Genomic DNA, 23,787 nt, shown 5'->3' with positions numbered 1-23,787 from the left:
CAGGCCGGCGCGCGCCGGCGACGCCTCGTCGTCGACTGCCGCCGCCCACAGCGCGAACGCCCCCCTCCAGGAGCCGAGGTAGCCCAGGACGAACAGGGCGCGGGGCAGGTGCCACGGCTCCCCGCCCGCGGCGGATGCGGTCCGGGCCGAGCAGGTCGAGCACCACGACCAGGCCGGCCGTGAACTGGAGCAGCTTGCCCAGCCTGCCCCAGTACAGGACCGGCCACCCCCACAGCAGCAGGCCGTCGACCCGCTGACCGGACAGCCAGCGGGTCCACGCCTCGACTAAGTCGACCTCCGTCACACCGGCACCCCAGGCCCGCACGTCAGGCCGGCAGCTCAGGCCGGCACCAGGGCGGTCGCGGCGGAGCGGCGGAGTTTGCCGGACGGGGTCTTGGGCAGGCTGCCCGGCTTCAGGACCACCACGGTGAACGGGCGCAGGCCCACGGCGTCCACCACCCGGGCGCTGATCTGCTTGGTCAGCTCCTTCACGGCGTCGTCCTCGCCGGCCAGCTTGGACTCCACGACCACGGCGAACCGCTCCCGCCGGCTCCCCGCGTCCAGGCGCACCGCCACCGCGTTGCCCGCCCGCACGCCCTCCACGGACGTCGCCGCCCGCTCGATGTCGGTCGGGTAGATGTTGCGGCCACCCATGATGATCACGTCCTTGCGCCGCCCGCACACGACGACCTGGCCGTCCACCACGTAGCCCTCGTCGCCGGTGTCCAGCCAGCCGTCCGCGTCCTGGGTGTCCCGCGGCCCGTCGACGGTCAGGTAACCGGGCGTCACGGCCTCGCCGCGCACCCGCAGCTGCCCCACCTCGCGCTCACCGCGCACCGCGCCGGACTCGTCCACCACCTGGATCTCCAGGCCCGGCAGCGGCGGCCCGAGCAGCGGGAACGACCGCGCACCCGGACCCGGCTCCACCGGTACCGCCCGCCGGCCCGCCTCCAGCTCGTCCGGGTCGACGTGGTCCACGGCCATGCCGGTGAACACGGGCGCGAACGCCACGCCCAGGGTCGTCTCCGCCATGCCGTACGCGCACAGCACGCACTCGGCGGGCATCCCGAACCGCGCGCCCGCGTCGGTGAACGCCTTCACCGCGGTCGGGTCGATGGGCTCGGCGCCGTTGAGCGCGATCCGCAGGCGGGACAGGTCCCACGTGCCGTCCTCGACGCCGCCCATGCGGCGCGCGGCGATGGCGTAGGCGAAGTTCGGGGCGGCGGTGATGGTGCCCTGGTAGCGGCTGATGAGGTCCGGCCACAGGGTCGGGCGGGCGAGGAAGTCGACCGGGGTGACCTTCACCAGGTCGATGCCGAACAGCATCGGTACGGTCAGGAAGCCGACCATCCCCATGTCGTGGAACAGCGGCAGCCACGACACCATCCGGTCGGTCTCCGGGTCGAGCTTCGCCGCCTCCTCCATCGCCTTCGCGTTGGACCACAGGTTGCCGTGCGTGATGCGGACGGCCTTCGGGTCGGCCGTGGAGCCGCTGGTGAGCTGGAGCAGGGCGGTCGCGGACTCGTCCACCTCGACCGGCGCGGGCAGCGGGTCGCCGTCGAGCTCGTCGAGCTTGCGGTAGGAGACGCCGTTCTCGTCCAGGACGGCGGACAGCGCGTCGAACGGGTTGCCCAGCAGGACCAGTTCCGCGCCGATCATGGCCAGCACGCGCAGGGTGTCGGCGGCCCACTCGGCGAGGTCGGTGCGCGGGGTCGGCTGGTGCAGCATGGTGATGCTGCCGCCGGACAGCCACACCGCTTGAACGGCGGGCGCGATGCTCGCCGGGTCGCCCGCGAGCACGGCCACGGAGTCACCCCGCGCCACGCCGCCCGCGACCAGGGCACCGGCCATCCTCCTGGCCTTCTCGTGCACGTCCGCCCACGTCCGACGGGTCGGAGCGGTCGGCTCACCCGTCGTCATCCCTCGATCGTTGGCACTCGCAGCGGTTGCCACCATCGTGTCCACGAACCGGCTCATGGGCGTCAGAGTAGAACGATCTCCACCGCATTGAGCCAATAGGGCGAAACAACTTCACCTCCGTCCGGCGATACTCCCCGGTACACGGGAGAAGGAGGCATGAGGGTGGGGTTCGAAGCGCGTCCGCATGCGGCACCACGTCCCGCTGCGGCGTTCGGATCGGCCGCGGCACCGCGTCCAGCTGTGGCACCACATCCAGTTGCGGCACCACATCCAGTTGCGGCAGGACATCCAGTTGCGCCATTGCATCCAGTTGCCCCTGGACATCCAGTTGTCGCTGGACATCCTGTTGTCGCGTCACATCCAGTTGCCGCACCGCCTGCTCCGCACACGCCGGCACACCCGGCCCCGCTGCTCAGCGCGCAGGACCTGCGCCAGGTCGCGTTCCACCGCCCGCCACCCGGGATGCCGGGCTACGAGGAGCGCCAGGTCGACGACTTCCTCGACCGCATCGAGGCCACCCTGCTGGGCCGCGACGACGTGACCGAGCAGGACGTCCGCCGCATGCGCTTCCGCCCCGCCCACCCCGGCTACCACGCGACCGAGGTCGACGCCTTCCTGGAACTGGTCGCGGAAACCCTGAGATCGACCCCGCAGCGCAGACAGGCGGTCGCCCCCGCCCAGGGCGCGCACGCCACGTCCACCGGCATGCGCCCGGCCCCGAGGCTGACCCCGCAGGACGTCCGCGGCGTGCGCTTCCACAAGCCCAGACCCGGCAACCGCGGCTACCACGAGGGCGAGATCGACCACTTCCTGGACCGCATCGAGGCCACCCTGGCCGGCCGCGACACCCTGACCGCCCTCGAAGTGCAGGACCACGAGTTCTCCTACGCCCCTCCGGGCATGATCGGCTACGACGAAGACGACGTGGACACGTTCCTGGACCTCGTCGTCGTCACCCTGGAACAGCTCACCGCCCCACCGGTCCGCCCGAGACCCGGAGTGGGCACCCGCCCACTCACCGCGCGCGACGTCCGCACGGTCGAGTTCGGCAAACCCCCGAGGGGCCGCCGCGGCTACCACGAGTCCCAGGTCGACAAGTTCCTGGACCGCATCGAGAACACGTTGCTGGGCAACGACGACCTCACCGCGCAGGAGATCCGAGAGGCCAGGTTCAGCCGGCCGATGTTCGGGCGACGGGGCTACGACGAGACCGAGGTCGACGCTTTCCTGGCCAGGGTCGAGAAGCAGCTGACCGACGGCCCGCCCCGACCCGCCGCGTTGCCGCCGATCACGTCGTGGAAGCAGCTGCGGGCGATCAAGCTCCCCATGGCGGGCCCGACGCGGCGGGGCTACCGGACGTCGCAGGTGGACCGGGTGCTGGAGGAGATCGGCATCGCGCTGGACGGCATGATCGGCGCGTCCTCGGCGGAGGTGGCCAAGACCCGGTTCGCGCTGTCGCTGATGAACGGGCAGGGCTACGACTGCGCCTTCGTCGACGAACTCATGCCGATCCTGGTGGCCGAACTCCGCAAACGAGGCCGCTGACCGATACCCGGGGCGCGGTGCGCTTGTCGCGTGCAGCGCTCCGGCAAAAGCCTGGCGGAACAGTAAGCGCGCATATAGTATGTGTGCATGCAGACTTACGAGTTCGAGCACAGCGTTGAGGGTTCCGCGTCCGTCGAGGCCGTCTGGGGGCTCTGGAGCGACGTGGCGCGGTGGACCGAGTGGGACGGGGACCTGGAGTCGATCGAGCTCGACGGGCCGTTCGACGCCGGCACCCGGGGGCGGATGGTGATGCCGGGGCAGCCGGTCATCGAGTTCGTGCTGACGGAAGTGGTCCCCGGCAAGGGGTTCACCGACGAGACCACCGTGCAGGGGGCCGTGCTGCGGTTCGCGCACGAGGTCGAGGCGGTCGGGGCCGGGCGGGTGAAGGTCACGCACCGGCTGGTCGTCGAAGGGGCGGCGGCCGAGGAGTTCGGGCCGGTGGTCGCCGAAGGGTTGCCCGAGGCGGTGGAGCGGTTGGTGGCGCTGGCATCCTCTTCCGGGTGACGGGGCAGCCGAAGTCGAAGTGGGACGGGCCCGGGCGCAGTCCCGGATTCCTGTTGTGGCGGGTGACGTTGGCCTGGCAGCGGGCCATGCGGTCCGCGCTCGCTCCGCACGACCTCACGCACGTGCAGTTCGTGCTGTTGGCGACGTTGTGGTGGCTGGCCGACCACGAAGGGCGGCCGACCCAGCAGCAGCTCGCCGGGCGGGCCGGGACGGACACCATGATGACCAGCCAGGTCGTCCGGAAGCTCGAAGAGCGCGGGCTGGTCGCGCGGGACGTGGACCCCGACGACTCGCGGGCGCGGCGGCTGCGGCTGACCGACGCCGGGCGTGACGTGCTGACCGGGGCGCTGGCCGACGTGGAGGCGGCGGACGACGCGTTCTTCGCCGGGCGGGACGCGCTCGTGCGCGGGCTGGTCAGCCCCGAGTCACCCTGAGGACCTTGTCGTCGGTCCCGTTCGACGTGGTCACGTAGAGCGCCTTGTCGGGACCCAGCGCGGCACCGCGCAGCCGGCCGTGGGTGCCGTCCAGCTCGGGCGGGACGGACACCGAGTGCACGCCGCCCTCCGCCGTCACCGTGAAGAACAGGACCTTGGCGCCCTTCAACGCCGTCACGGCCAGCGCGCCGTCCAGGTCGCCCCACTCGGCACCGTCCAGGAAGACGGCGTCGCAGATCGCCTCGGTGGGGCGGCCGGACGACCACACGGCCGGCACGGCGTCCGGGAAGCGCTCCAGGTCGGTCATGGGCACGTCCTCGTCGTACCCGCCCTCGGTGCCGCCCTTGGACGGGTCCCAGCCGTAGTTCCCGCCGGGCTTGATGACGTTGACCTCGTCGTCCACGTCGGGGCCGTGCTCGGCCGACATGATCAAGCCGTCCTTGCGCACGGCGACGCCCTGCACGTTGCGGTGCCCGTAGGTCAGGACGCCGCCCTCGCCGGTCGCCAGGTCCAGCTTGAGCACCTTGCCGCCGAAGCTGTTCAGGTCCTGCGGGATCGACGCGCGGGCGGTGTCACCCGTGCCGACCAGCAGCGAGCCGTCCGGGCCGAGCGACAGGCGGCAGCCCGAGTGCCGTCCGCTCGGGTTGGCCGGGAAGCCGGCGCGCAGCGGGTCCTTCACGCGTCGCGCCTCGGTGCCGTCCAGCTCCCAGGTGACCAGGCGGATGTCGTTCGCGGTGTTGAAGCACGTGGTGAACCGCTTGGTCGACGCGAAGTCGGGGTGCACCAGCAGGCCCATCAGCCCGCCCTCGCCGCGCGCGACGACATCCCCGAAGTCGGCTTCGACCTGCGTCTTCCGGCCCTTGTCGACCAGGGTCAGGCGGCCGGGGCGCTCGGTGACCAGCATCCGGCCGTCTGGCAGGAAGCCGACCTCCCACGGGTGCGTGAGGCCGTCCGCGACCACCTCGACCTGGATCCCCTTGGGCGGGTCGGTGGGCGGTGCGCTGCCGCCGGGGGAGTCCCCGGTCGAACACCCGGCGAGCAGCAACAACGCGGCAACCCCGACAACCCGGCGCATACCGCCCAGGATGCCGGCCCCGGGGTGAACCCGGCCTACAGCGGAGAGGGCCGTTCGCGGGGCAGCCGGGCGGTGGCCTCGGCCAGGTCGCCGGCGCGGCCCAGGGCGTGGACTTCGTGGACCAGTGGCCTCAGGTGCAGGTCCCGCTCGGGGAATTCCGGTCGTAGGCGCGGCGGGCGTCGGCGATCGTGGTGCGGTGCCGGGCGGCCCAGTCGGCAAGGGCCTCCAGCGGGTCGCGGATCTCCTCGACCAGGGCGGTGGTGGCGTACTCGACGCGGGGCGGGGCGTCCGGGTGCACCGTGCGGGTCACCAGGCCGTTGCGCTCCAGGTTGCGCAGGCTCAGCGTCAGCATCCGGCGGCTGATGCCCTCGATGGACCGCTCCAACTCGCTGAACCGCACCGGGCCGTCGCCGAGCCGCACCAGCACCTGGGCGCTCCACTTGTCGCCGATCACGGCGAGCACCTCGCGCAACGGGCAGTCCCGCGTGACCTGGTCGGTCACCTCCGTGTGCCGTCGTGACAAGGAAGTGCCTCCTTCCGCTCGCGCTCATCGTGGTCGATCATCGACTGCGTTACAAGGGGTAACGTTCCTGGTCAAAGGGGGTTCGACGTGCCTTTCGCACGGGTGGGCGGGGTCAAGGTCCACTACGAGGTCACCGGCGACGGCCCGCCGCTGGTGCTGCACCCCGGGATGTTCTGCGTCGGCGAGCACTGGGCGCGTCGCGGGTACACGGCCGTGCTGCGCGGCGAGCACACCGTGATCGCGATCGACCCGCTGGGCCTGGGCGCGAGCGACGGGCCGCACGACCCGGCCGCCTACGCCCTGCCGCGTCGGGTCGCGCACGTGACCGCCGTGCTGGACGACCTCGGCGTCGAGCGGGCCGCGTGCTGGGGGTACTCGCTGGGCGCGTTGACCGTGCTCGGCATGGCGGTGCACGCGCCCGAGCGGTGCACCCGGGTGGTGGCGGGGGCGTGGGACCCGGTGGACGGGTTCCGGTCCGGGCTGGAGCACGCCCTGCGCACGTACGGCCTGCCCGCGGACACCGACCCGTTCACCCTGCTGCGGGACGGTGCGCACACCGACCCGGAGCAGGCGGCGGTGATCGACGCGGCCGACCCGGAGGCGCTGCGGGCCAACTTCGCGGCCTTCTCGGGTGACCGCGGGCTCGACGCCCGGCTGGTCGGCACCCGCGTGCCGCTGCTGATGTACTGCGGCACCGAGGACCCGTGGCACGACCCCATGCGCGCGGTCGCCGGGCGGGTCGGGGCCGGGTTCTTCGGGGTACCCGGCGCGGACCACGGCGGTGCCTGGGTGCGGTGCGACGACGTGCTGCCGGACGTCCGCCGGTTCCTCGCCGGTGACAGGGCCGACGACACAGCCGGTGACACCGCCGGGTAATCGACCGGCGGAGTGTCGGTGGGTGCCCGTAGGCTGGAGGCGAGCACCCCTCCCGGTGGCGTCGAGGTCCCGGGCAGGGGTCTGTTCTGCCTCTGCCCTTGTAGGGAGCCACGCAATGCCCCAGTCCGGCCCGCTGTCCGGCCTGTTGACCGCTGTCCTGTCCGACAAGGCGCTCACCGCCCTGGTCGACGCCACCGGCAGCCCCGGCCTGGAGCTGGAGGGCGCGCCCGCCGCGCGGCCGCTGGTCGTGGCCGCCCTGAGCCGCAAGGTGCCGGTGCTCGCCGTCACCGCCACCGGGCGGGAGGCCGACGAGCTGACCGGGGTCCTGTGCGACCTCATCGGGCACGACGCCGTGGCGAACTTCCCCAGCTGGGAGACGCTCCCGCACGAACGCCTGTCGCCGCGCGCGGACACCGTGGGCGCCCGCCTCCAGGTGCTGCGCCGCCTCAAGCACCCCGGTGACGCGCCGCTCAAGGTCGTCGTCGCCACGATCCGCAGCCTCATCCAGCCGATGGCCCCCGGACTGGGCGACCTCAAGCCGGTGGACCTCGAAGTCGGGGTCGAGCTCGACTTCGAGGAGCTCCTGCACGACCTCGCCCAGCTCGCCTACACCCGCGTGGACATGGTCGAGAAGCGGGGTGAGTTCGCGGTCCGGGGCGGCATCCTCGACGTGTTCCCGCCGACCGCCGAGCACCCGCTGCGCGTGGAGTTCTGGGGCGACGAGGTCAGCGAGATCCGGCCGTTCGCGGTGGCCGACCAGCGGTCGCTGCCGGAGACCGTCCGGAAGTTCACCGCGCCGCCGTGCCGGGAGCTGCTGCTGACCGAGCGGGTCAAGGAGAAGGCCGCCGCGCTGGCCGCCGAGCACCAGGCCGACGCCCAGCTCGCCGAGATGCTGGACAAGATCGCGAGCGGCATCCCGTCCGAGGGCATGGAGGCCCTGATCCCCGCCCTGTGCGAGGGGGAGCTCCAGCTGCTCACCGACGTCGTCCCGGACGGCACGCACGTCCTGCTGGCCGACCCGGAGAAGATCCGCGCCCGCGCCCACGACCTGGTCCGCACCGGCCAGGAGTTCCTGGAAGCGTCCTGGATGGCGGCGGCCGGCGGCGGCAAGGCCCCGATCGACCTGGGCGCGTCGGCCTACCGGGAGCTGGCGGAGGTCGCCGACGCCGCCCGCGCGAAGGGCCGGCCGTGGTGGACGCTCAGCCAGCTCACCACCGAGGGCTCCGACGTCGTCCGCCTGGAGTTCAAGCACGTCGAGGCCTACCAGGGAGACGTGGACCGGGCGTTCACCGACCTGCGCGCGCACACCGCGTCCGGCGGCACGGCGGTCCTCGTCGTCCCCGGCGCGGGCACCGCGCAGCGCGCGGTCGAGCAGCTCGCGGACGCCGAAGTGCCCGCGCTGCTCAGGGAAACCCTCGACACCCCACCGAAAGCCGGCGCGGTCACCGTCGTGCGGGGCGCGCTGGAGGACGGCTTCGCGCTGCCCGACCTCGCCCTGGTCGTGCTCACCGAGACCGACCTGACCGGCGGGCGCGGCGGGACGTCCACCAAGGACATGCGGCGGATGCCGTCGCGCCGCCGCAACGCCGTGGACCCGTTGGCGCTCAAGCCCGGCGACTTCGTGGTGCACGAGCAGCACGGCATCGGCAAGTACGTGGAGATGGTCCAGCGGACCGTCGCCGGCGCGACCCGCGAGTACCTGGTGCTGGAGTACGCGTCCTCGAAACGCGGCCAGCCCGGCGATCGGCTGTTCGTGCCGACCGACCAGCTCGACGAGGTGTCCCGGTACGTCGGCGGCGAGCTGCCCACGCTGAACAAGCTCGGCGGCAGCGACTGGAAGAACACCAAGGCCAAGGCGCGCAAGGCGGTCAAGCAGATCGCGGCCGAGCTGGTGCAGCTCTACGCCGCCCGCCAGGCCGCGCCCGGCCACGCGTTCGCGACCGACACCCCGTGGCAGCGGGAGCTGGAGGACGCGTTCCCGTTCACCGAGACCGTCGACCAGATGGCCGCGATCGACGAGGTCAAGGCCGACATGGAGCGGTCGGTCCCGATGGACCGGGTGATCTGCGGCGACGTCGGCTACGGCAAGACCGAGATCGCGGTGCGGGCGGCGTTCAAGGCGGTGCAGGACGGCAAGCAGGTCGTCGTCCTGGTGCCCACGACCCTGCTCGCCCAGCAGCACCTCAACACCTTCACCGAGCGCATGCGCGCGTTCCCGGTGCAGATCAAGGGCCTGTCCCGGTTCACCGACCCCGCCGAGGCCGAGCAGACCATCGCCGGGCTGGCCGACGGCGAGGTGGACATCGTCATCGGCACGCACCGGCTGTTGCAGAAGGGCTTGCGGTACAAGGACCTCGGCCTGGTGATCGTGGACGAGGAGCAGCGGTTCGGCGTCGAGCACAAGGAGCACATCAAGGCGCTGCGCACGCACGTCGACGTGCTCACCATGTCCGCCACCCCGATCCCGCGCACCCTGGAGATGTCGCTGGCGGGCATCCGCGAGATGTCCACCATCCTCACCCCGCCCGAGGAGCGGCACCCGATCCTGACCTACGTCGGCCCCTACGACGACAAGCAGGTCGGCGCGGCCATCCGGCGCGAGCTGCTGCGCGACGGCCAGGTCTTTTACGTGCACAACCGGGTGTCCTCGATCGAGAAGGCCGCCCGGCGCATCCGGGACCTGGTGCCCGAGGCCCGCGTGGTCACCGCGCACGGCCAGATGAACGAGGACAAGCTGGAGAAGATCATCCAGGGGTTCTGGGAGCGCGAGTACGACGTGCTGGTGTGCACGACGATCGTGGAGACCGGCCTGGACATCTCCAACGCCAACACCCTCATCGTCGAGCGCGGCGACATGCTCGGCCTGTCCCAGCTGCACCAGCTGCGCGGACGCGTCGGCCGCGGGCGCGAACGCGGGTACGCCTACTTCCTGTACCCGCCCGAGGCCCCGCTGACCGAGACCGCGCACGACCGGCTGGCCACCATTGCGCAGAACACCGAGCTGGGCGCGGGCATGGCGGTGGCCATGAAGGACCTGGAGATCCGCGGCGCGGGCAACATCCTGGGCGCCGAGCAGTCCGGGCACATCGCGGGCGTCGGGTTCGACCTGTACGTGCGGCTGGTCGGCGAGGCCGTCGAGGCGTTCCGGCGGCACGCGGGCGCCGAGGTCGACGGCGAGGAGGAGTTGGCCGAGGTCCGGGTGGACCTGCCGGTCGACGCCCACATCCCGCACGACTACGTGCCCGGCGAGCGGCTGCGGCTGGAGGCCTACCGCAAGATCGCGGCGGCGGCCGACGAGCCGGCGTTGCAGGCGGTGTGGGACGAGCTGAAGGACCGCTACGGCACCCCGCCGCTGCCCGTCGAGCGGCTGCTGGCGGTGGCCCGGTTCCGGCAGACGTGCCGCGCCCACGGCGTCACGGAGGTCGCGGTGCAGGGGTCCACGATCCGCTTCGCGCCGCTGGAGCTGAAGGACTCGCAGCTGGTCCGGATGCGGCGGCTGTTCCCGAAGGCGGTGTACAAGCAGGTCACGGGCACCGTGACCGTGCCTAGGCCGACCGAGGGAGCCGCCGGCGGCCGAATGGGCGCACCGCTGCTCCGGGACCAGGAACTGATCGACTGGTGCGCTCACTTTTTGAGCTCTTTGGCGGGCTCCCCCGTGAGCCCGGTCACGGGTTCGTGAGAAGGTAGCCCGCGTGAGGACAGTGCAGAGGCGCTTCACCCTGGTCGGCGCGGCGGTCGCACTCCTGGTGGCGGGCTGCGGCACCGGCCCGAGCCAGGTGGGCGCTGCCGCCATCGTCGGCGACTCCGTCATCCCCCTAGAGCAGGTCCAGCAGCGGCTGGACACGATCCGGAAGAAGGAACCGGAGGCCCAGAAGCTCCAGGACCAGCACAAGTTCGACGAGGTCTCGCGGATCGCGATGAGCAACTACCTGCGGCACGAGCTGCTGGTGCGCGCCGCGGACCGCCAGGGCGTCACCGTGTCCGAGGACGCCGTGACCAAGGCGCTGGCCGACGCCGGCGGCCCCGAGACCGCCTCCGAGGGCACCGTCTACGACCCGACGACCATCCGCGAGCGGGTCAAGGACCAGCTGCTCGCGGTGGAGCTCGGGCGCAAGTACGTCGACAAGATGGAAGTCACGTTCGACTACTTCTACGCCAAGGACGGCACGGACGCGAAGGACAAGGCCAAGCAGGTCGAGAAGGACCCGGCCAAGATGGCCGAGTTCGTCAAGGCCGCGCCGCAGAGCCCGGACGGCCGCCAGCTGTCCGGCCAGGGCGAGAAGGTGCACTCGGCCGAGGTCCCGAGGTTCGCGGCGACCCCGCTGTTCGGCGTCGACCCGGGCACGGTCGTGGCGTTCGAGCCCGAGAAGAACAACTCCCAGTGGATCGTGGCCTACGTGACCGAGTTCAAGGACAACGCCCGCCAGCGCGGCGAGGCGTCCACGGAGCAGTTGGAGCCGCGCACGCTGGAGAGCATCGGCGTGCGGCTCGCGCGGCGGCTCGCGGGCGACCCGGAGATCAAGGTCAACCCGCGCTTCGGCGTGTGGGACCCGTCCGACAACGCGTGCGCCGCGAGCGAGGACACGTTGTCCGGCTACCAGGCGCCGGTACGTTCGAAGTCGTGACCACCGTCGTCCTGCTGGGTTCCCAGACCGTCCTGCCCGCCGCCGCGCTACCCGCTCTGCGGGGCGCGGCGGCGGTGTTCGCGGCCCCCGACCTCGATCCCGAGGTGTGGGAGGAGCTGGGCGTCACGCCCTGGTCCTCCGACGTCGAGGGACCGGTCGTGTACCTGACCGGGTCGTTGGACGATCCGCGCGCGCGTGAGCTGGTCGCCGCGGGCGCTGCGGTCGTGCGGGGTCCGGTGGGGACGGGCCTGGTGGACGCGGCCCTGGTCATGGACCGGTTGCGGTCGCCGGGCGGGTGCCCGTGGGACGCCGAGCAGGACCACAAGTCGCTGCGGCAGTACCTGGTCGAGGAGACCTACGAGCTGCTGGAGGCCATCGAGGACGGCGACCGGGCGGCGCTGCGCGAGGAGTTGGGGGACGTGCTGTTGCAGGTCCTCTTCCACGCCCGGATCGCGGCGGAGGACGCGGAGCCGTTCGACATCGACGCCGTGGCGGGGGACTTGGTGGCCAAGCTGGTCGGCCGGCACCCGCACGTGTTCGAGGGCCACGACCCGGCGGTCAGGGACGCCCACACCCAGCAGCACCGGTGGGAAGAGCTGAAGCAGGTCGAGAAGCAGCGCGAGTCCAGTGTGGACGGGGTGGCGTCCGGCCAGCCCGCGGTGGCCTTCGCCGGCAAGCTCGCCCAGCGGACTGCTCGGGCGGGGTTGCCGGTGGACCTGCTGCCCGAGGGCGACGACACCGGGACCACGCTGTTCGCCGTCGCCGCGCTGGCCAAGCTGGCCGGGGAGGACCCCGAGACCGAGCTGCGGGCGGTGGCCCGGCGGTTCGAGGCGGCGGTGAGGGCGGCGGAGCGGTCGGCGCGGGCCGCGGGGATCACCAAGCTGTCGGCCGACGACTGGCGCGCGCACTGGCCCCGTTGAGGGCTCGGTTCGGGGGAACATGATCGCGGCGGGCTGGAGGGCGCGCTAACGTCGACGAGGTGACCGATCAGGCCTACCTCCGCCACCCCCACCTGCACGGCGACCTCGTCACCTTCGTGGCCGAGGACGACGTGTGGCTGGCGCCTCTCGCCGGTGGGCGGGCGTTCCGCGTGACCGCCGACCAAGTGCCCGTGGGACACCCGCGGTTCGACCCGACCGGTACGCACCTCGCCTGGGCCAGTCGGCGGGACGGTGCGCCCGAGGTGCACCTCGCCCTGGTCACCGGGGGCGAGGCCCGCCGGCTCACGCACTGGGGGTCGTGGACGACCGGGGTGCGCGGGTGGACGCCGGAAGGCGAGGTCGTGGCGGTGAGTTCGACCGGCGAGGCCACGTCGGTGCGCAAGTGGGCGTACGCGGTGCCGGTGGACGGTGGGCCGCCGCGCAGGTTGCCCTACGGGTGGGTCGGTGATGTGGCGCTTCGGCCGGACGGGGCCGTGGCGGTCACCTCGAACTACGGGCACGACCCGGCCTGGTGGAAGCGGTACCGGGGCGGGTCGGCCGGCAAGTTGTGGGTCGACCTCGGGGGTGATGGCGGGTTCGAGCGCATCCTGGGCGAGCTGACCTCGACGTTGAGCGCGCCGATGTGGGTGGGGGGTCGGCTGGCGTTCCTGTCCGACCACGACGGGATCGGGAGCGTCTACTCCGTCCTGCCCGACGGGTCCGACCTGCGGCGGCACACCGAGACCGAGTTCTACGCGCGGGGCGCGAGCACGGACGGCGAGCGGATCATCTTCCAGAGCGCCGGGGACCTGTGGGTGCTCGACGGGCTCGACGCGGAGGCGCGCAAGCTCGAGATCCAGCTCGGCGGTCCCCGCACGGCCACGCGGCCCCGGCACATCACGCCCCGGCCCGACGACGTGCACCCGGACAAGACCGGGCGGGCGAGCGTGGTCGAGGTGCGCGGGACCGTGCACTGGGTGACCCACCGCGACGGGCCGGTGCGGGCGCTGGCCGAGCAGCCGGGGACGCGCAATCGCCTGCCCCGCGTCGTCGGGGACACCGTGGTCTGGGTGACCGACGCGGACGGCGAGGAAGGGCTGGAGTTCGCGCCCGCGAGCGGGGTCGAGCCGGGGAACACGCCGCGCCGGGTCGCCGTGGGGCGGTTGGGGCGGGTGCTGGAGCTCGCGGTCGCGCCGGACGGGCGCAAGGTCGCCGTGGCCACGCACGACGGGCGGTTGCTGCTGGTCGACGTCGAGTCCGGCGAGGTGCGCGAAGTCCTCAAGGATGCCAACCCCAACGTCAGCGACCTGGCCTTCTCGCCGGACTCGAACTGGCTGGCCTGGTCGCACCCCGGGCCGCGCCCGCTGCACCACATCCGGATGACCAACACGACCGACCTGTCCGTGGTGGACGTGACCCCGCTGCGGTTCGCCGACTTCTCTCCCGCGTTCACCGAGGACGGCCGCTACCTCGCGTTCCTGTCGATCCGCAGCTTCGACCCGGTGTACGACGCGCACGTGTTCGACCTGTCCTTCCCCACCGGCTGCCGCCCCTACCTGCTGCCGCTGGCCGCCACCACGCCCTCGCCGTTCGACCCGCTGCGGCTGGGCCGCCCGGTCGGCGACGACGACAAGGACGACAAGGACAAGGACCACAAGGACGAGAACCCGATCACCGTCGTGGACCTGGACGGCCTGGCCGACCGGGTCGTGCCGGTGCCGGTGGCGGCGGCCGGGTACTCGTCGCTGACCGCCGCCAAGGGCGGGCTGCTGTGGCTGCGCCGGCCGTTGCGCGGGGTGCTGGGCGACAACCTGGCCACGCCGTCGAGCCGGCCGCCGCGCAAGGTGCTGGAGCGGTTCGACCTGACCAAGGCGCGCACCGACGTGCTCGTGGACGGGCTCGACTCGTACGCGGTCAGCGGCGACGGGCAGCGACTGGTCGTGCTGGACGGCGGTGACCTGCGGGTCGTGCCCTCGGACCGGAAGGTCGACTCCGAGGACCAGGACTCGGTGGACGTCGACCTGTCCCGCGTTCGGGTGGTGCTGGACCGGGCCGCCGAGTGGCGGCAGGCCTACGCCGAGGCGGGCCGGCTCATGCGCGACCACTTCTGGCGCACCGACATGGGCGGCGTGGACTGGCAGGGCGTGCTGGACCGCTACCGCCCGCTGGTGGACCGGCTGGGCAGCTACTCCGACCTGGTGGACCTGCTGTGGGAGGTGCAGGGCGAACTGGGCACGTCCCACGCCTACGTCATCCCCTCGGGCGGGTCGAGCGGGCGGCCGGTGGGGCTGCTCGGGGCGGACCTGGAGCGCGACGAGTCCGGCGCGTGGCGGGTGGTCCGGGTGATCCCGGGCGAGACCTCCGACCCGGCGGCCCGGTCGCCGCTGGCCGCGCCGGGCGTGGCCGTGCGGCCGGGTGACGCGATCGTCGCCGTGGACGGCCGGCAGGTGGACCCGCTGACCGGTCCCGCGCCGCTGCTGGTCGGCACGGCGGGCAAGCCGGTGGAGCTCACCGTGCGACCGGGCGGCGGCGGCGAGCCGCGGCGGGTGGTCGTGGTGCCGCTGGAGGACGACGAGCCGCTGCGCTACCACGCGTGGGTCGCCGACCGGCGGGCCCGCACGCACGAGCTGTCGAACGGGCGGGTCGGGTACCTGCACGTGCCGGACATGATGGGCGCGGGCTGGGCGCAGCTGCACCGGGACCTGCGGGTGGAGCTGATGCGCGAGGCCGTCGTGCTGGACGTGCGGGAGAACGGCGGCGGGCACACGTCCCAGCTGGTCGTGGAGAAGCTGGCGCGCAAGGTCATCGGCTGGTCGGTCGCGCGCGGCTACACCACGGCCGACAGCTACCCGGCGGACGCGCCGCGCGGCCCGGTGGTGGCGATCGCGGACGAGTTCGCGGGCTCGGACGGCGACATCGTGAACGTGGCGATCAAGCAGCTCGGCATCGGTCCCGTGGTGGGCACCCGGACGTGGGGCGGGGTGATCGGCATCGACATGCGCTACGACCTGGTGGACGGGACGGTGGTGACGCAGCCCCGGTACGCGAGCTGGTTCGAGGGCGCCGGGTGGAGCGTGGAGAACCACGGCGTGGACCCGGACGTCGAGGTGGTGATCACGCCGCAGGACCGCGTGGCCGGGCGGGACCCGCAGTTGGACACGGCGGTCAGGCTGGCGCTGGAGGCCCTGGAGTCGCGGCCGGCGGCCGTTCCGCCGCAGCTCCCGCCGCTTGCTTGATCGAGTTCACCCGACCGTGTGGTGCGGCGGTGGTTGCGACCGGGGTCCCCGAACCGATCAATGAGTAGCACGCAAGATCGGGTCGGGGGTTGTGGGTTCGTGAGTCATCGTGAGTTGCCGCGCAGCGGTCGCGGGTGTGTTTCGGCTGTCGTCCTGCTGCCCGTCGTGGCACTGGGTGGCGTGTTGGCGCTGGTGTTGACGTTCGGGACGGAGGAGCGGGCGCCGGTCGAGAAGGGCCGGACGAACTCGCCGGGCCGGCCGACGATGGTCAGCCTGCGCACCACCGCGCCCCTGGTGCCCGACGACCCGGCGGCGCTGATCGGCGAGCCGCCGGAGCGCCGGACCGTCCAAAGGGGACAGACACCGACGTCCGGCACGGCGGCGCCGGCCGGCGAGCAGCCACCGGGACCGGGCGTCCCGCCGCCGCCGGTCGTGCCGGGCGCACCGGACGTGCCGACGGGATCTGCGGTGCCGACCTCAGCGGTGCTGCCGACGACCTCGAAAGCGACGCAGAACCCGACGTCAGCCCCGTCCACCCCACCGCCGACCGCGACCCACTCGACCTCCGCACCGCCGGCGATCACGCAACCACCGACCCTGGAGCCGACCACGCCGACCGCGCCCAACACGCCGCCGCACACCAGCACGGTGCCGACGACGACGTCCTGACCGGTGTCAGTCGCGGAACAGGGTGTCGCCCCAGAAGCCGCCCTCGCGGACGCCCGGTGGCACCGCGAAGTGGCCGGAACCGTTGTGCTCCAAGTACTCCATCATGTCGTCCTTGGACGCCAGCGCCTGCTGCATCGGCACGAACTGCTTGCCGGTGTCCCGGTTGAAGCACACGAAGAACAGCCCCGCGTCCAGGTGCCCGAGCCCGTCCGACCCGTCGGTGAAGTTGTAGCCGCGCCGCAGGATCCGGACCCCGCCCAGCGCTTCCGCCGACGCCAGCCGGATGTGCGCGTTCTCGGGGATGACCGGCTCGCCGCCCTTGCCGCGGACGTGCAGGTCGACCGGGTCGAACTCCTTGACCTGCCCGAGCGGCGCGCCCTCGCCCTTGGTGCGGCCGACGATGGCCTCCTGCTCGGCCAGCGACGTCCGGTCCCAGATCTCGATGTGCATCCGGATGCGCCGGGCCACCAGGTAGGTGCCGCCGACCATCCACTCCGGACCGTCGCCCGGCGCGACCCACACGTGCTCGCGCAGCGCGTCGGTGTCCTCGGCCTTGAGGTTGTTGGTGCCGTCCTTGAAGCCGAACAGGTTGCGCGGCGTGGCCTGGCTGGTCGACGTGGACGACGTGCGCCCGAACCCCAGCTGCGACCACCGCACCGCGACCCGTCCGAACCCGATGCGCACCAGGTTCCGGATCGCGTGCACGGCCACCTGCGGGTCGTTCGCGCACGCCTGGATGCACAGGTCGCCGCCGGACCGCTTCGGGTCCAGGTCGTCGCCCCGGAACTTCGGCAGGTCGATCAGCTTCGCCGGGCGCTGCGCCGCGAGGCCGAACCGGTCGTCGAACAGCGACGGCCCGAAGCCGATGGTCAGGGTCAGCGCGGACGCGGGCAGGTCCAGCGCCTCGCCGGTGTCCTTCGGCGGGGCGGACGGGTGCCCGCCGACCGCGCCCGCGTCGGCCGCTTCCTGGCCCGCCGTCATCCGCCGGGCCGCCTCGGTCCACTCCTTGAGCAGCGCGACCAGCTCGGACCGCTTGGTCGTGGTCACGTCCAGCGCCACGAAGTGCATCCGGTCCTGCGCGGGCGTGACGATGCCGGCTTGGTGCTCGCCGTGGAACGGCACCGCGTCGGCCAGCCCCGCCGGCTTGACCTCGTCGTGCCGGGTGGCGAACGCGCCCGCGGCGGCGCCCGCCCCGGCCAGCGCGACCCCGGCCCCCGCGTACCCCAGGAGCCTGCGGCGCGGCAGGCCGGTCACTTGGCCACCGCCTCGGCGACCTTGGAGATCGGCTCGCCCAGCGCGTCGACGGCCGCGGCCAGCGCCTTGACCTCCGCCTCGGACAGCTCGGTGTAGGACTTGAAGCCGTCGCCCTTGCGGTGGGTCTCCAGCAGGGCGTCCAGCGCCTTGAACTTCTCGTCCACGGTCGCGACGAGCGCCTTGTCCTTCTCCTCGATCACCGGGCGCAGCGCCGCGACGGCCGCCTGCGAACCGTCCACGTTGGCGCGGAAGTCCCACAGGTCGGTGTGCGAGTAGCGGTCCTCCTCGCCGGTGATCTTGCCGGTGGCGACCTCGTCCAGCAGCTCCTTGGCGCCGTTGGCCAGCTGCAGCGGGGTCAGCTCGACGGCCTTGGCCTGCGTGACGATGTCCTTGACGTCGGTGAGCAGCCGGTCGGCGATCGCCGGGGTGTCGGCCTGCGGGCCGGTGACCCACAGGTCCTTCTCCAGCCGGTGGAAGCCGGTGAACTCCAGCCCCTCCTGGATGACGTCCTCGCGGCCGTCGATCTTCGGGTCCAGGTCGCCGAAGCTCTCCGCGACCGGCTCGATGCGCTCCCAGTAGGTGCGGGCGACCGGGAACAGGGCCTTGGCGTCCTCGACCTTGCCGGCCTTCACCGCGTCCACGAACTCGGTGGTCTTGGCCAGCAGGCTGTCGGCCTGGGAGTTGACCCAGCGCTGGTAGCTCTTGGTGGCCTCGGCGAGCTTGGCGTCGCCGTCGGTGGACTTCTTGCCCTCGCCGGTGACGGTGAACTTGCCGCGGATGCCGTCGCCCTTCATGCCGGGCTTGCACGCGGTCTCCAGCTCGCCCGCCTCGGTGACCTCGACGATGAGCCGCCGGGTCAGGCCGGGACCGATGTTCTCGACCTCGCCCAGGATGCGGTCGCCGGCGGCGAAGAGGTAGAACTCGGTGACCTTGGTGCCCTTGTTGGTCACCTCGAAGGTGACGGTGCCGGTGTTCGCGGAGGTGCGGGCCACCTTGCACGCGTCGTCGGTGGCCTCCACGGCGATCGGGCCGTCGGCGCCCGCCTGGGACGGGGTGCCGCAGGCGGCGGCGAGGAGCAGCAGGCCGAGGCCCAGGATGCGCTTGGACACGGGTCGTTCTCCGGTTTCAGTGGTTCGCCGCGACGCGGGCGCGGGTGCGGGGGCGGATCAGGAACAGGGGCAGGACGACCGCGACGTACGCGCACCACGCCACGGCCTGCAGGACGGACGTGCGCTGCGAGTAGTTGAAGATCCCCTTCAGCAGCGCGCCGTACCAGGAGTCCTCGGGCAGGGTGTCGCTCAGGTCGAAGGCGAGGGTGTTCAGGCCGGGGAGGATCGCGGCTTCCTGCAGGTCGTGCAGCCCGTAGGCGAGGACGCCCGCGGCGACGAACACCAGCAGCGCGCCGGTCCAGGTGAAGAACTTGCCCAGGTCGAACCGGATCGCGCCGCGGTAGAGCAGGAAGGCCAGCGCGACGGCGACGGCGAGGCCGAGCAGGAACCCGATCAGCGGCTGCGTGGTGGTGCCCGCGCTCTGCACGCTGGAGTAGAAGAAGACCGCCGTCTCCAGCCCCTCGCGCCCGACGGCGAGGAACGAGACGACGACCACGGCGAACGGCCCGACCTTGATCGCGTCGTCCAGCTTGCCGCGCAGGTGCGCCGAGATGGTCCGGGCGGTGGACCGCATCCAGAAGATCATCCCGGTGACGAAGGCGACGGCCAGGATCGACATGGCGCCGCCGAACGCCTCCTGCTGCTCGAAGGTCATCGTGGCGGCGGTGAACGTGATGACCGCGCCCGCGGTGACGGACAGCACGACGGCGATCCCGACGCCCAGCCACACGAACGGCAGCACGGACCGGCGGTCGGTCTTGACCAGGAAGGCGACCAGGATGCTGACGACGAGGGCGGCTTCGAGCCCTTCGCGCAACCCGATCAGCCCGTTGCTCAGCAGCACGGCACAACCTCACACGGAGTTAACCAAGGCTCTCCGAACTTAGGTAAGCCTCCGCTCGGTGTCTAGCCGCACTTACCGCCCACGACGTGCGTTTCCGGACAAATCACCCGCGCTGACGGACCCGATGGGGTGAGGAACACGTAGCCTGGGGCCCGTGGTCGTCCCGCCGCCTTCCAAAACGACGCCACCGCGTGCCCCGGCCCGTGGTCGCGTCGGCAACCTGGTCGGCCGGCTGGCGCTGGTCGCGATCCTGCTGGCCGTCGTGGCGGGCGGCGCGTGGGCGCTGAGCGTCTTCAACCGCCCGAAGCTCCACGACCTGGCCGACCCGCCGTTCCCGGTCCCGTTCCAGCCGGTCGAACCCGGCTCGGCCGCGCCCGGTCAGGCCGGTGGCGTGCCTCCCCAGGCGGCCCCGTCCCAGGAGAGTTCGGGCGCGGAGCCGCTGACCGCCTGGTCGGTCGCGGTCTCGGAGAAGACCGACATCCCGGCGCGGGCACTGCGCGCCTACGCCGTGGCAGATTTGATCATGCAGGCGTCCGAGCCGGGCTGCCGGGTCTCCTGGGCGACCCTCGCGGGCATCGGCCGGGTCGAGTCCGTGCACGGCACCATCAACGGGGCGCGGTTGGGCGAGGACGGCCGCCCGTCGAAGCCGATCATCGGCATCCCGTTGGACGGTCGGCCGGGCGTGAAGGCGATCAACGACAGCGACGGCGGCACGCTCGACGGCGACACGACGTGGGACCGGGCCGTGGGGCCGATGCAGTTCATCCCGACGACCTGGGTCAAGTACGCGGCCAGGGCGAACGGCGACGGCAACCCGCCGGACCCGCAGAACATCGACGACGCTGCTCTGGCGGCGGCTCGGTACCTGTGCTCGGGTGGGCGCGACTTGGCGACGGGTGAGGGCTGGTGGGCGGCGGTGCTCGCTTACAACCAGTCGGTCGAGTACGGCCAGAAGGTCTTCAGCGGGGCCGACGCTTACGCCCGTGCCAGCCTCGGGTAGCGGTCGCTTGGCTTTCTCGAAAGAGCTAAAGATCAAGAGCGGCGCTCGCCGCGCGGCAGGCCGCCAGCGGGGGGTGAAGGGCGTCGGTTCCCCCGCCGTATGGCCTGGCGGAGCCAACCACAGATTTGCCGGGGTGCCGCTAAAACTTTTTGCTCGTTCCTCGCAAAAACTTTTGGCTGCACCCCGACAAATCTGTGGTAGCCCTTCGGGCAGGCCATACGGCGGGGGAACCGAGGCCCTTCACCTGTGGTTGGGACCACGGCACCGCGCGCTGCGCGCGCCGAAAGACTGCTGGTGTCAGCGGTCGCGTTCTACGGCCAGGCGGGCGGAGACCTCTCCCAAGGCTTCCTGGTACTCCGGGGTCGGGTTCATCGCCGCCGCCATGCGCAGTTGGGCCAGCGCCTCCGGCAGGCGGCTCTGGCGTTGCAGCGTTCGACCCAGGGCGAAACGGGCGTAGTAGTCGCTCGGGTCGAGTTCCAGCACCTTCCGGAACGCCTCCTCGGCGCGCTTGAGCTGCGCCGATCCCAGGTACGCCCGGCCCGCCAGCAGTTGCACGCTCGGCTGGTCGCCGGCGGCTTCGAGCACGACAGCCAGCTCGCGCAGCGCCTCCAGCGGACGGCGGTTCGCGAGCAGCGCCTCGGCTCGGCGGAACGCCTCGAAGGTGCTGTCGGTCATGGTCCGATCAACGCTACCCGCGCATCGGCCGTTCCTCGACAGCCGACCGGATGACAGGACCTCTGCTACGACCCGCCCAGTGCCGCGAGGACCGGGTCGATCGACTCCGGCTGCTCCACGTGGGCGTTGTGACCCACCCCTGCCAGCACCATTCCACCCGGCGAGGCCGCGAGCAGGTCCGTTGACGGGCACATGTGGTCGTGCTCGCCGGCGGCCAGTGTGACGGGTGCCTTGGCCGCCGCCAGCAAGCCCTCGACGTCCGGTGCGCCCACGCCGAAGGCCGCCATGTCCAGCACCGGTCGCCACCCGTCGCCGTCCGGCACGACGCCGTGCTCCAGCGGCACGCCGGCCAGCTTCGACGCCCGGTCGACGGCCTCCGCGCGGGTCTCGAAGACCTTCGGCGGCCGGGTGGCCAGGCCGGCGGCGCGTTCCAGTTCCTCGGGGGTCCACCGCAGCTTGACGCCGACCCCGGCGACCGCCGAGACGTCCACGCCGAACCAGCCGCTGGCCAGGGTCAGCGCGACCACCCCGCCGAGCGAGTGACCGAGGACCGCGACCGGACCGGCGGGCACGACCGCCGCCACCGCCGCCGCGAACGAGCCGAACGAGTACCGCTCCAGCGGCCCCGAACGGCCGTGTCCGGGCAGGTCCGGCACGAGCCACGACCCGGGCCAGCGGTCGACGACCCCGCGCCACACCTCGCCGGTCGCGCCCAACCCGTGCAGGAGGACCAGCAGTGGTCCGGAACCGCCGCGCTCCACGTGGATCACGCGAGGATCGTGCCATGCCCGCCGGCGCCGGAGGCGGGGCGATCCGACACCGTGTTCACAGACCCCCGCCGGTCGGGTGTGAGGCGCCGTGACGTCGGCCACTTGCCGTTCGGGCGCGATCCACGCTTGCGCCTCGGCGCGCCGACCCTGTGCGCGTCGGTTACGTGCGCATTTCGGCGTGTTGCTCGACCTTCCGGGTGTGCTGGTGCCCGCCGGTGAGCCGATCCGGCCGCGGTCCGACTCCCGGAACGGGGTCGAACGCCTACCCGCGGGTCACCAACTAGGCTCCTCATCGGTAAAGACATGGTCTGACTAGGGAGCGCACGTGGCGGTCATCGAGCAGGTCGGCGCACGCGAGATCCTGGACTCGCGAGGCAACCCCACCGTCGAGGTCGAGGTGGCGCTGGACGACGGCACGCTGGAGCGCGCCGCGGTGCCGTCGGGGGCTTCGACCGGTGAGCACGAGGCGGTCGAGCTCCGGGACGGCGACAGCAAGCGCTACCTGGGCAAGGGCGTCGAGAAGGCGGTCACCGCGGTCCTCGACGAGATCGGGCCGGAGCTGGTCGGCATCGAGGCCGTCGAGCAGCGCGTGGTGGACCAGAAGCTGGTCGACCTGGACGGCACGCCCGACAAGTCCCGCCTGGGCGCGAACGCCATCCTCGGCGTGTCGCTCGCGGTGGCGAAGGCGGCGGCGGCCTCCAGCGGCCTGGAGCTGTTCCGCTACGTGGGCGGCCCGAACGCGCACGTCCTGCCGGTGCCGATGCTGAACATCCTCAACGGTGGCGCGCACGCCGACACCGACGTGGACATCCAGGAGTTCATGATCGCCCCGATCGGCGCGGACTCCTTCCGCGAGGCCCTGCGCTGGGGCACCGAGGTCTACCACGCGCTCAAGTCCGTGCTGAAGAGCAAGGGCCTGGCCACCGGCCTGGGCGACGAGGGCGGCTTCGCGCCGAACCTGTCCAGCAACCGCGACGCGCTGGACCTGATCCTCCAGGCGATCGAGAAGGCCGGCTACACCCCGGGCCGCGACGTCGCGCTGGCCCTGGACGTGGCCGCCACCGAGTTCTTCTCCGACGGCGCCTACACGTTCGAGAAGACCAAGCGCAGCGCCGAGCAGATGACCGGCTACTACACCGAGCTGGTCAACTCCTACCCGCTGGTGTCCATCGAGGACCCGCTGTCCGAGGACGACTGGGACGGCTGGGTGCAGATGACCGCCGAGCTGGGCGAGAAGGTGCAGCTGGTGGGCGACGACCTGTTCGTCACCAACCCGGAGCGCCTGGAGGAGGGCATCTCCCGCCGCGCCGCGAACGCGCTGCTGGTGAAGGTCAACCAGATCGGCACGCTGTCGGAGACCCTGGACGCGGTGTCGCTGGCCACCTCCTACGGCTACAAGTCGATGATGTCCCACCGGTCCGGCGAGACCGAGGACACCACCATCGCGGACCTCGCGGTGGCGACCGGCGTCGGCCAGATCAAGACCGGCGCGCCGGCCCGCGGCGAGCGGACGGCGAAGTACAACCAGCTCCTGCGGATCGAGGAGGCCCTGGGCGACGCGGCGCGCTACGCCGGCGACCTGGCCTTCCCGCGGTTCACGCCGGAGAGCTGATGGCGGACGGGGACCGGGGCTCCCGACGCGGCCGTGGCGCCGCGCCGGGGCCCCGGCCTGACCGCACCACCCGGGGCCGCACGAGCCGCGCCGCGGGTCGAGCGTCGGGAGCCGCCGGCCGCGGCCCGGACGCAGGTCCGGACGCAGGCCCGGACGTCGTGGGCGGTACCTCCGGTGGCGCTGGATCGGGCAGCGC

General features: G+C 72.4%; 19 protein-coding genes. 11 read left to right on the top strand and 8 right to left on the bottom strand.

From position 1 onward, the window contains the following. Positions 1–339: 339 nt before the first annotated feature. Entirely contained in the window at positions 340–1,977 is a 1,638-nt protein-coding gene (locus DFJ66_RS20040; RefSeq protein ID WP_121223224.1) for a fatty acyl-AMP ligase, read from the bottom strand. Between the two features lie 99 nt (positions 1,978–2,076). Between DFJ66_RS20040 and DFJ66_RS45060 the strand changes: the two genes are divergently transcribed. The 3 genes from DFJ66_RS45060 (at position 2,077) to DFJ66_RS20020 (ending at position 4,403) form a co-directional block, all read left to right on the top strand. Beyond that, entirely contained in the window at positions 2,077–3,465 is a 1,389-nt protein-coding gene (locus DFJ66_RS45060) for a DivIVA domain-containing protein (protein ID WP_281276626.1), read from the top strand. Between the two features lie 87 nt (positions 3,466–3,552). Beyond that, the gene (locus tag DFJ66_RS20025) at positions 3,553–3,969 is read left to right on the top strand and encodes an SRPBCC family protein (protein WP_121223223.1); all 417 of its coding nucleotides are present in this window, start codon (positions 3,553–3,555) and stop codon (positions 3,967–3,969) included. Continuing rightward, positions 3,966–4,403: a MarR family winged helix-turn-helix transcriptional regulator gene (locus DFJ66_RS20020; protein WP_246029831.1), complete on the top strand. Its 438-nt coding sequence runs from the start codon at positions 3,966–3,968 to the stop codon at positions 4,401–4,403. Before DFJ66_RS20025 ends, DFJ66_RS20020 begins: the two co-directional genes overlap by 4 nt. Here the strand turns inward: DFJ66_RS20020 and DFJ66_RS20015 are convergent. Both DFJ66_RS20015 and DFJ66_RS20010 read right to left on the bottom strand, forming a co-directional pair. After that, positions 4,384–5,478 carry a PQQ-dependent sugar dehydrogenase gene (locus tag DFJ66_RS20015; protein WP_121223222.1) on the bottom strand — a complete coding sequence of 365 codons (1,095 nt, stop codon included), beginning with the start codon at positions 5,476–5,478 and terminating at the stop codon, positions 4,384–4,386. The genes DFJ66_RS20020 and DFJ66_RS20015 overlap by 20 nt on opposite strands. Positions 5,479–5,608: 130 nt before the next feature. Continuing rightward, on the bottom strand, positions 5,609–6,001 hold the full coding sequence (locus DFJ66_RS20010; protein ID WP_121223221.1) for a winged helix-turn-helix transcriptional regulator: 393 nt from the start codon (positions 5,999–6,001) through the stop codon (positions 5,609–5,611). Between the two features lie 87 nt (positions 6,002–6,088). On the opposite strand from DFJ66_RS20010, the gene DFJ66_RS20005 reads away from it, so the two are divergent. The 6 genes from DFJ66_RS20005 to DFJ66_RS19980 all read left to right on the top strand — a co-directional run bounded on the left by DFJ66_RS20005 (position 6,089) and on the right by DFJ66_RS19980 (position 16,327). Further along, a complete protein-coding gene (locus DFJ66_RS20005) occupies positions 6,089–6,877 on the top strand; it encodes an alpha/beta fold hydrolase (RefSeq protein ID WP_147459313.1) in 789 nt (262 codons plus the stop codon). A 115-nt stretch (positions 6,878–6,992) separates the two neighbouring features. Continuing rightward, positions 6,993–10,556: a transcription-repair coupling factor gene (gene mfd, locus DFJ66_RS20000; RefSeq protein ID WP_121223219.1), complete on the top strand. Its 3,564-nt coding sequence runs from the start codon at positions 6,993–6,995 to the stop codon at positions 10,554–10,556. 13 nt (positions 10,557–10,569) lie between these two features. Next, the gene (locus DFJ66_RS19995; RefSeq protein WP_121223218.1) at positions 10,570–11,502 is read left to right on the top strand and encodes a SurA N-terminal domain-containing protein; all 933 of its coding nucleotides are present in this window, start codon (positions 10,570–10,572) and stop codon (positions 11,500–11,502) included. After that, positions 11,499–12,422, top strand: a complete 924-nt coding sequence (locus DFJ66_RS19990; RefSeq protein ID WP_121223217.1) for a nucleoside triphosphate pyrophosphohydrolase — start codon at positions 11,499–11,501, stop codon at positions 12,420–12,422. The genes DFJ66_RS19995 and DFJ66_RS19990 overlap by 4 nt, the downstream gene beginning before the upstream one ends. A gap of 59 nt (positions 12,423–12,481) precedes the next feature. Then, complete coding sequence (locus DFJ66_RS19985; protein ID WP_121223216.1) at positions 12,482–15,658, top strand: S41 family peptidase; 3,177 nt, start codon at positions 12,482–12,484, stop codon at positions 15,656–15,658. A gap of 99 nt (positions 15,659–15,757) precedes the next feature. Next, positions 15,758–16,327: a hypothetical protein gene (locus DFJ66_RS19980; RefSeq protein WP_147459312.1), complete on the top strand. Its 570-nt coding sequence runs from the start codon at positions 15,758–15,760 to the stop codon at positions 16,325–16,327. A gap of 6 nt (positions 16,328–16,333) precedes the next feature. Here the strand turns inward: DFJ66_RS19980 and efeB are convergent, their stop codons facing one another. Genes efeB through efeU form a run of 3 tightly spaced genes read right to left on the bottom strand, consistent with a single transcriptional unit; the run spans position 16,334 to position 19,534 of the window. Continuing rightward, a complete protein-coding gene (efeB, locus tag DFJ66_RS19975; protein ID WP_121223214.1) occupies positions 16,334–17,581 on the bottom strand; it encodes an iron uptake transporter deferrochelatase/peroxidase subunit in 1,248 nt (415 codons plus the stop codon). Next, on the bottom strand, positions 17,578–18,690 hold the full coding sequence (gene efeO, locus DFJ66_RS19970) for an iron uptake system protein EfeO (RefSeq protein ID WP_121223213.1): 1,113 nt from the start codon (positions 18,688–18,690) through the stop codon (positions 17,578–17,580). Before efeO ends, efeB begins: the two co-directional genes overlap by 4 nt. A gap of 16 nt (positions 18,691–18,706) precedes the next feature. Beyond that, positions 18,707–19,534 carry an iron uptake transporter permease EfeU gene (gene efeU / locus DFJ66_RS19965; RefSeq protein WP_121223212.1) on the bottom strand — a complete coding sequence of 276 codons (828 nt, stop codon included), beginning with the start codon at positions 19,532–19,534 and terminating at the stop codon, positions 18,707–18,709. Positions 19,535–19,688: 154 nt separating this feature from the next. Between efeU and DFJ66_RS19960 the strand changes: the two genes are divergently transcribed. After that, positions 19,689–20,534: a lytic murein transglycosylase gene (locus DFJ66_RS19960; RefSeq protein WP_121223211.1), complete on the top strand. Its 846-nt coding sequence runs from the start codon at positions 19,689–19,691 to the stop codon at positions 20,532–20,534. A 297-nt stretch (positions 20,535–20,831) separates the two neighbouring features. On the opposite strand, the gene DFJ66_RS19955 is transcribed toward DFJ66_RS19960, so the two are convergent. Both DFJ66_RS19955 and DFJ66_RS19950 read right to left on the bottom strand, forming a co-directional pair. Continuing rightward, positions 20,832–21,209 carry a tetratricopeptide repeat protein gene (locus DFJ66_RS19955; protein ID WP_121223210.1) on the bottom strand — a complete coding sequence of 126 codons (378 nt, stop codon included), beginning with the start codon at positions 21,207–21,209 and terminating at the stop codon, positions 20,832–20,834. 65 nt (positions 21,210–21,274) lie between these two features. Beyond that, positions 21,275–21,979 carry an alpha/beta fold hydrolase gene (locus DFJ66_RS19950; RefSeq protein ID WP_121223208.1) on the bottom strand — a complete coding sequence of 235 codons (705 nt, stop codon included), beginning with the start codon at positions 21,977–21,979 and terminating at the stop codon, positions 21,275–21,277. 325 nt (positions 21,980–22,304) lie between these two features. Here DFJ66_RS19950 and eno point away from each other — a divergent pair, with 325 nt between their 5' ends. Further along, positions 22,305–23,591, top strand: a complete 1,287-nt coding sequence (gene eno / locus DFJ66_RS19945) for a phosphopyruvate hydratase (protein ID WP_121223206.1) — start codon at positions 22,305–22,307, stop codon at positions 23,589–23,591. Positions 23,592–23,787: the final 196 nt, after the last annotated feature.

Source organism: Saccharothrix variisporea (assembly GCF_003634995.1).
Taxonomy (GTDB): Bacteria; Actinomycetota; Actinomycetes; order Mycobacteriales; family Pseudonocardiaceae; genus Actinosynnema; species Actinosynnema variisporeum.
The sequence above is the reverse complement of the archived record's forward strand: the minus strand, read 5'-3'. Positions and strand labels throughout refer to the sequence as shown.

Bases quoted from the DNA above. Each gene is read 5' to 3' on its own strand.
- DFJ66_RS20040 (WP_121223224.1), bottom strand. From the start codon at position 1,977: ATGAGCCGGTTCGTGGACACGATGGTGGCAACCGCTGCGAGTGCCAAC.
- DFJ66_RS45060 (WP_281276626.1), top strand. From the start codon at position 2,077: ATGAGGGTGGGGTTCGAAGCGCGTCCGCATGCGGCACCACGTCCCGCT.
- DFJ66_RS20025 (WP_121223223.1), top strand. From the start codon at position 3,553: ATGCAGACTTACGAGTTCGAGCACAGCGTTGAGGGTTCCGCGTCCGTC.
- DFJ66_RS20015 (WP_121223222.1), bottom strand. From the start codon at position 5,478: ATGCGCCGGGTTGTCGGGGTTGCCGCGTTGTTGCTGCTCGCCGGGTGT.
- mfd (WP_121223219.1), top strand. From the start codon at position 6,993: ATGCCCCAGTCCGGCCCGCTGTCCGGCCTGTTGACCGCTGTCCTGTCC.
- DFJ66_RS19955 (WP_121223210.1), bottom strand. From the start codon at position 21,209: ATGACCGACAGCACCTTCGAGGCGTTCCGCCGAGCCGAGGCGCTGCTC.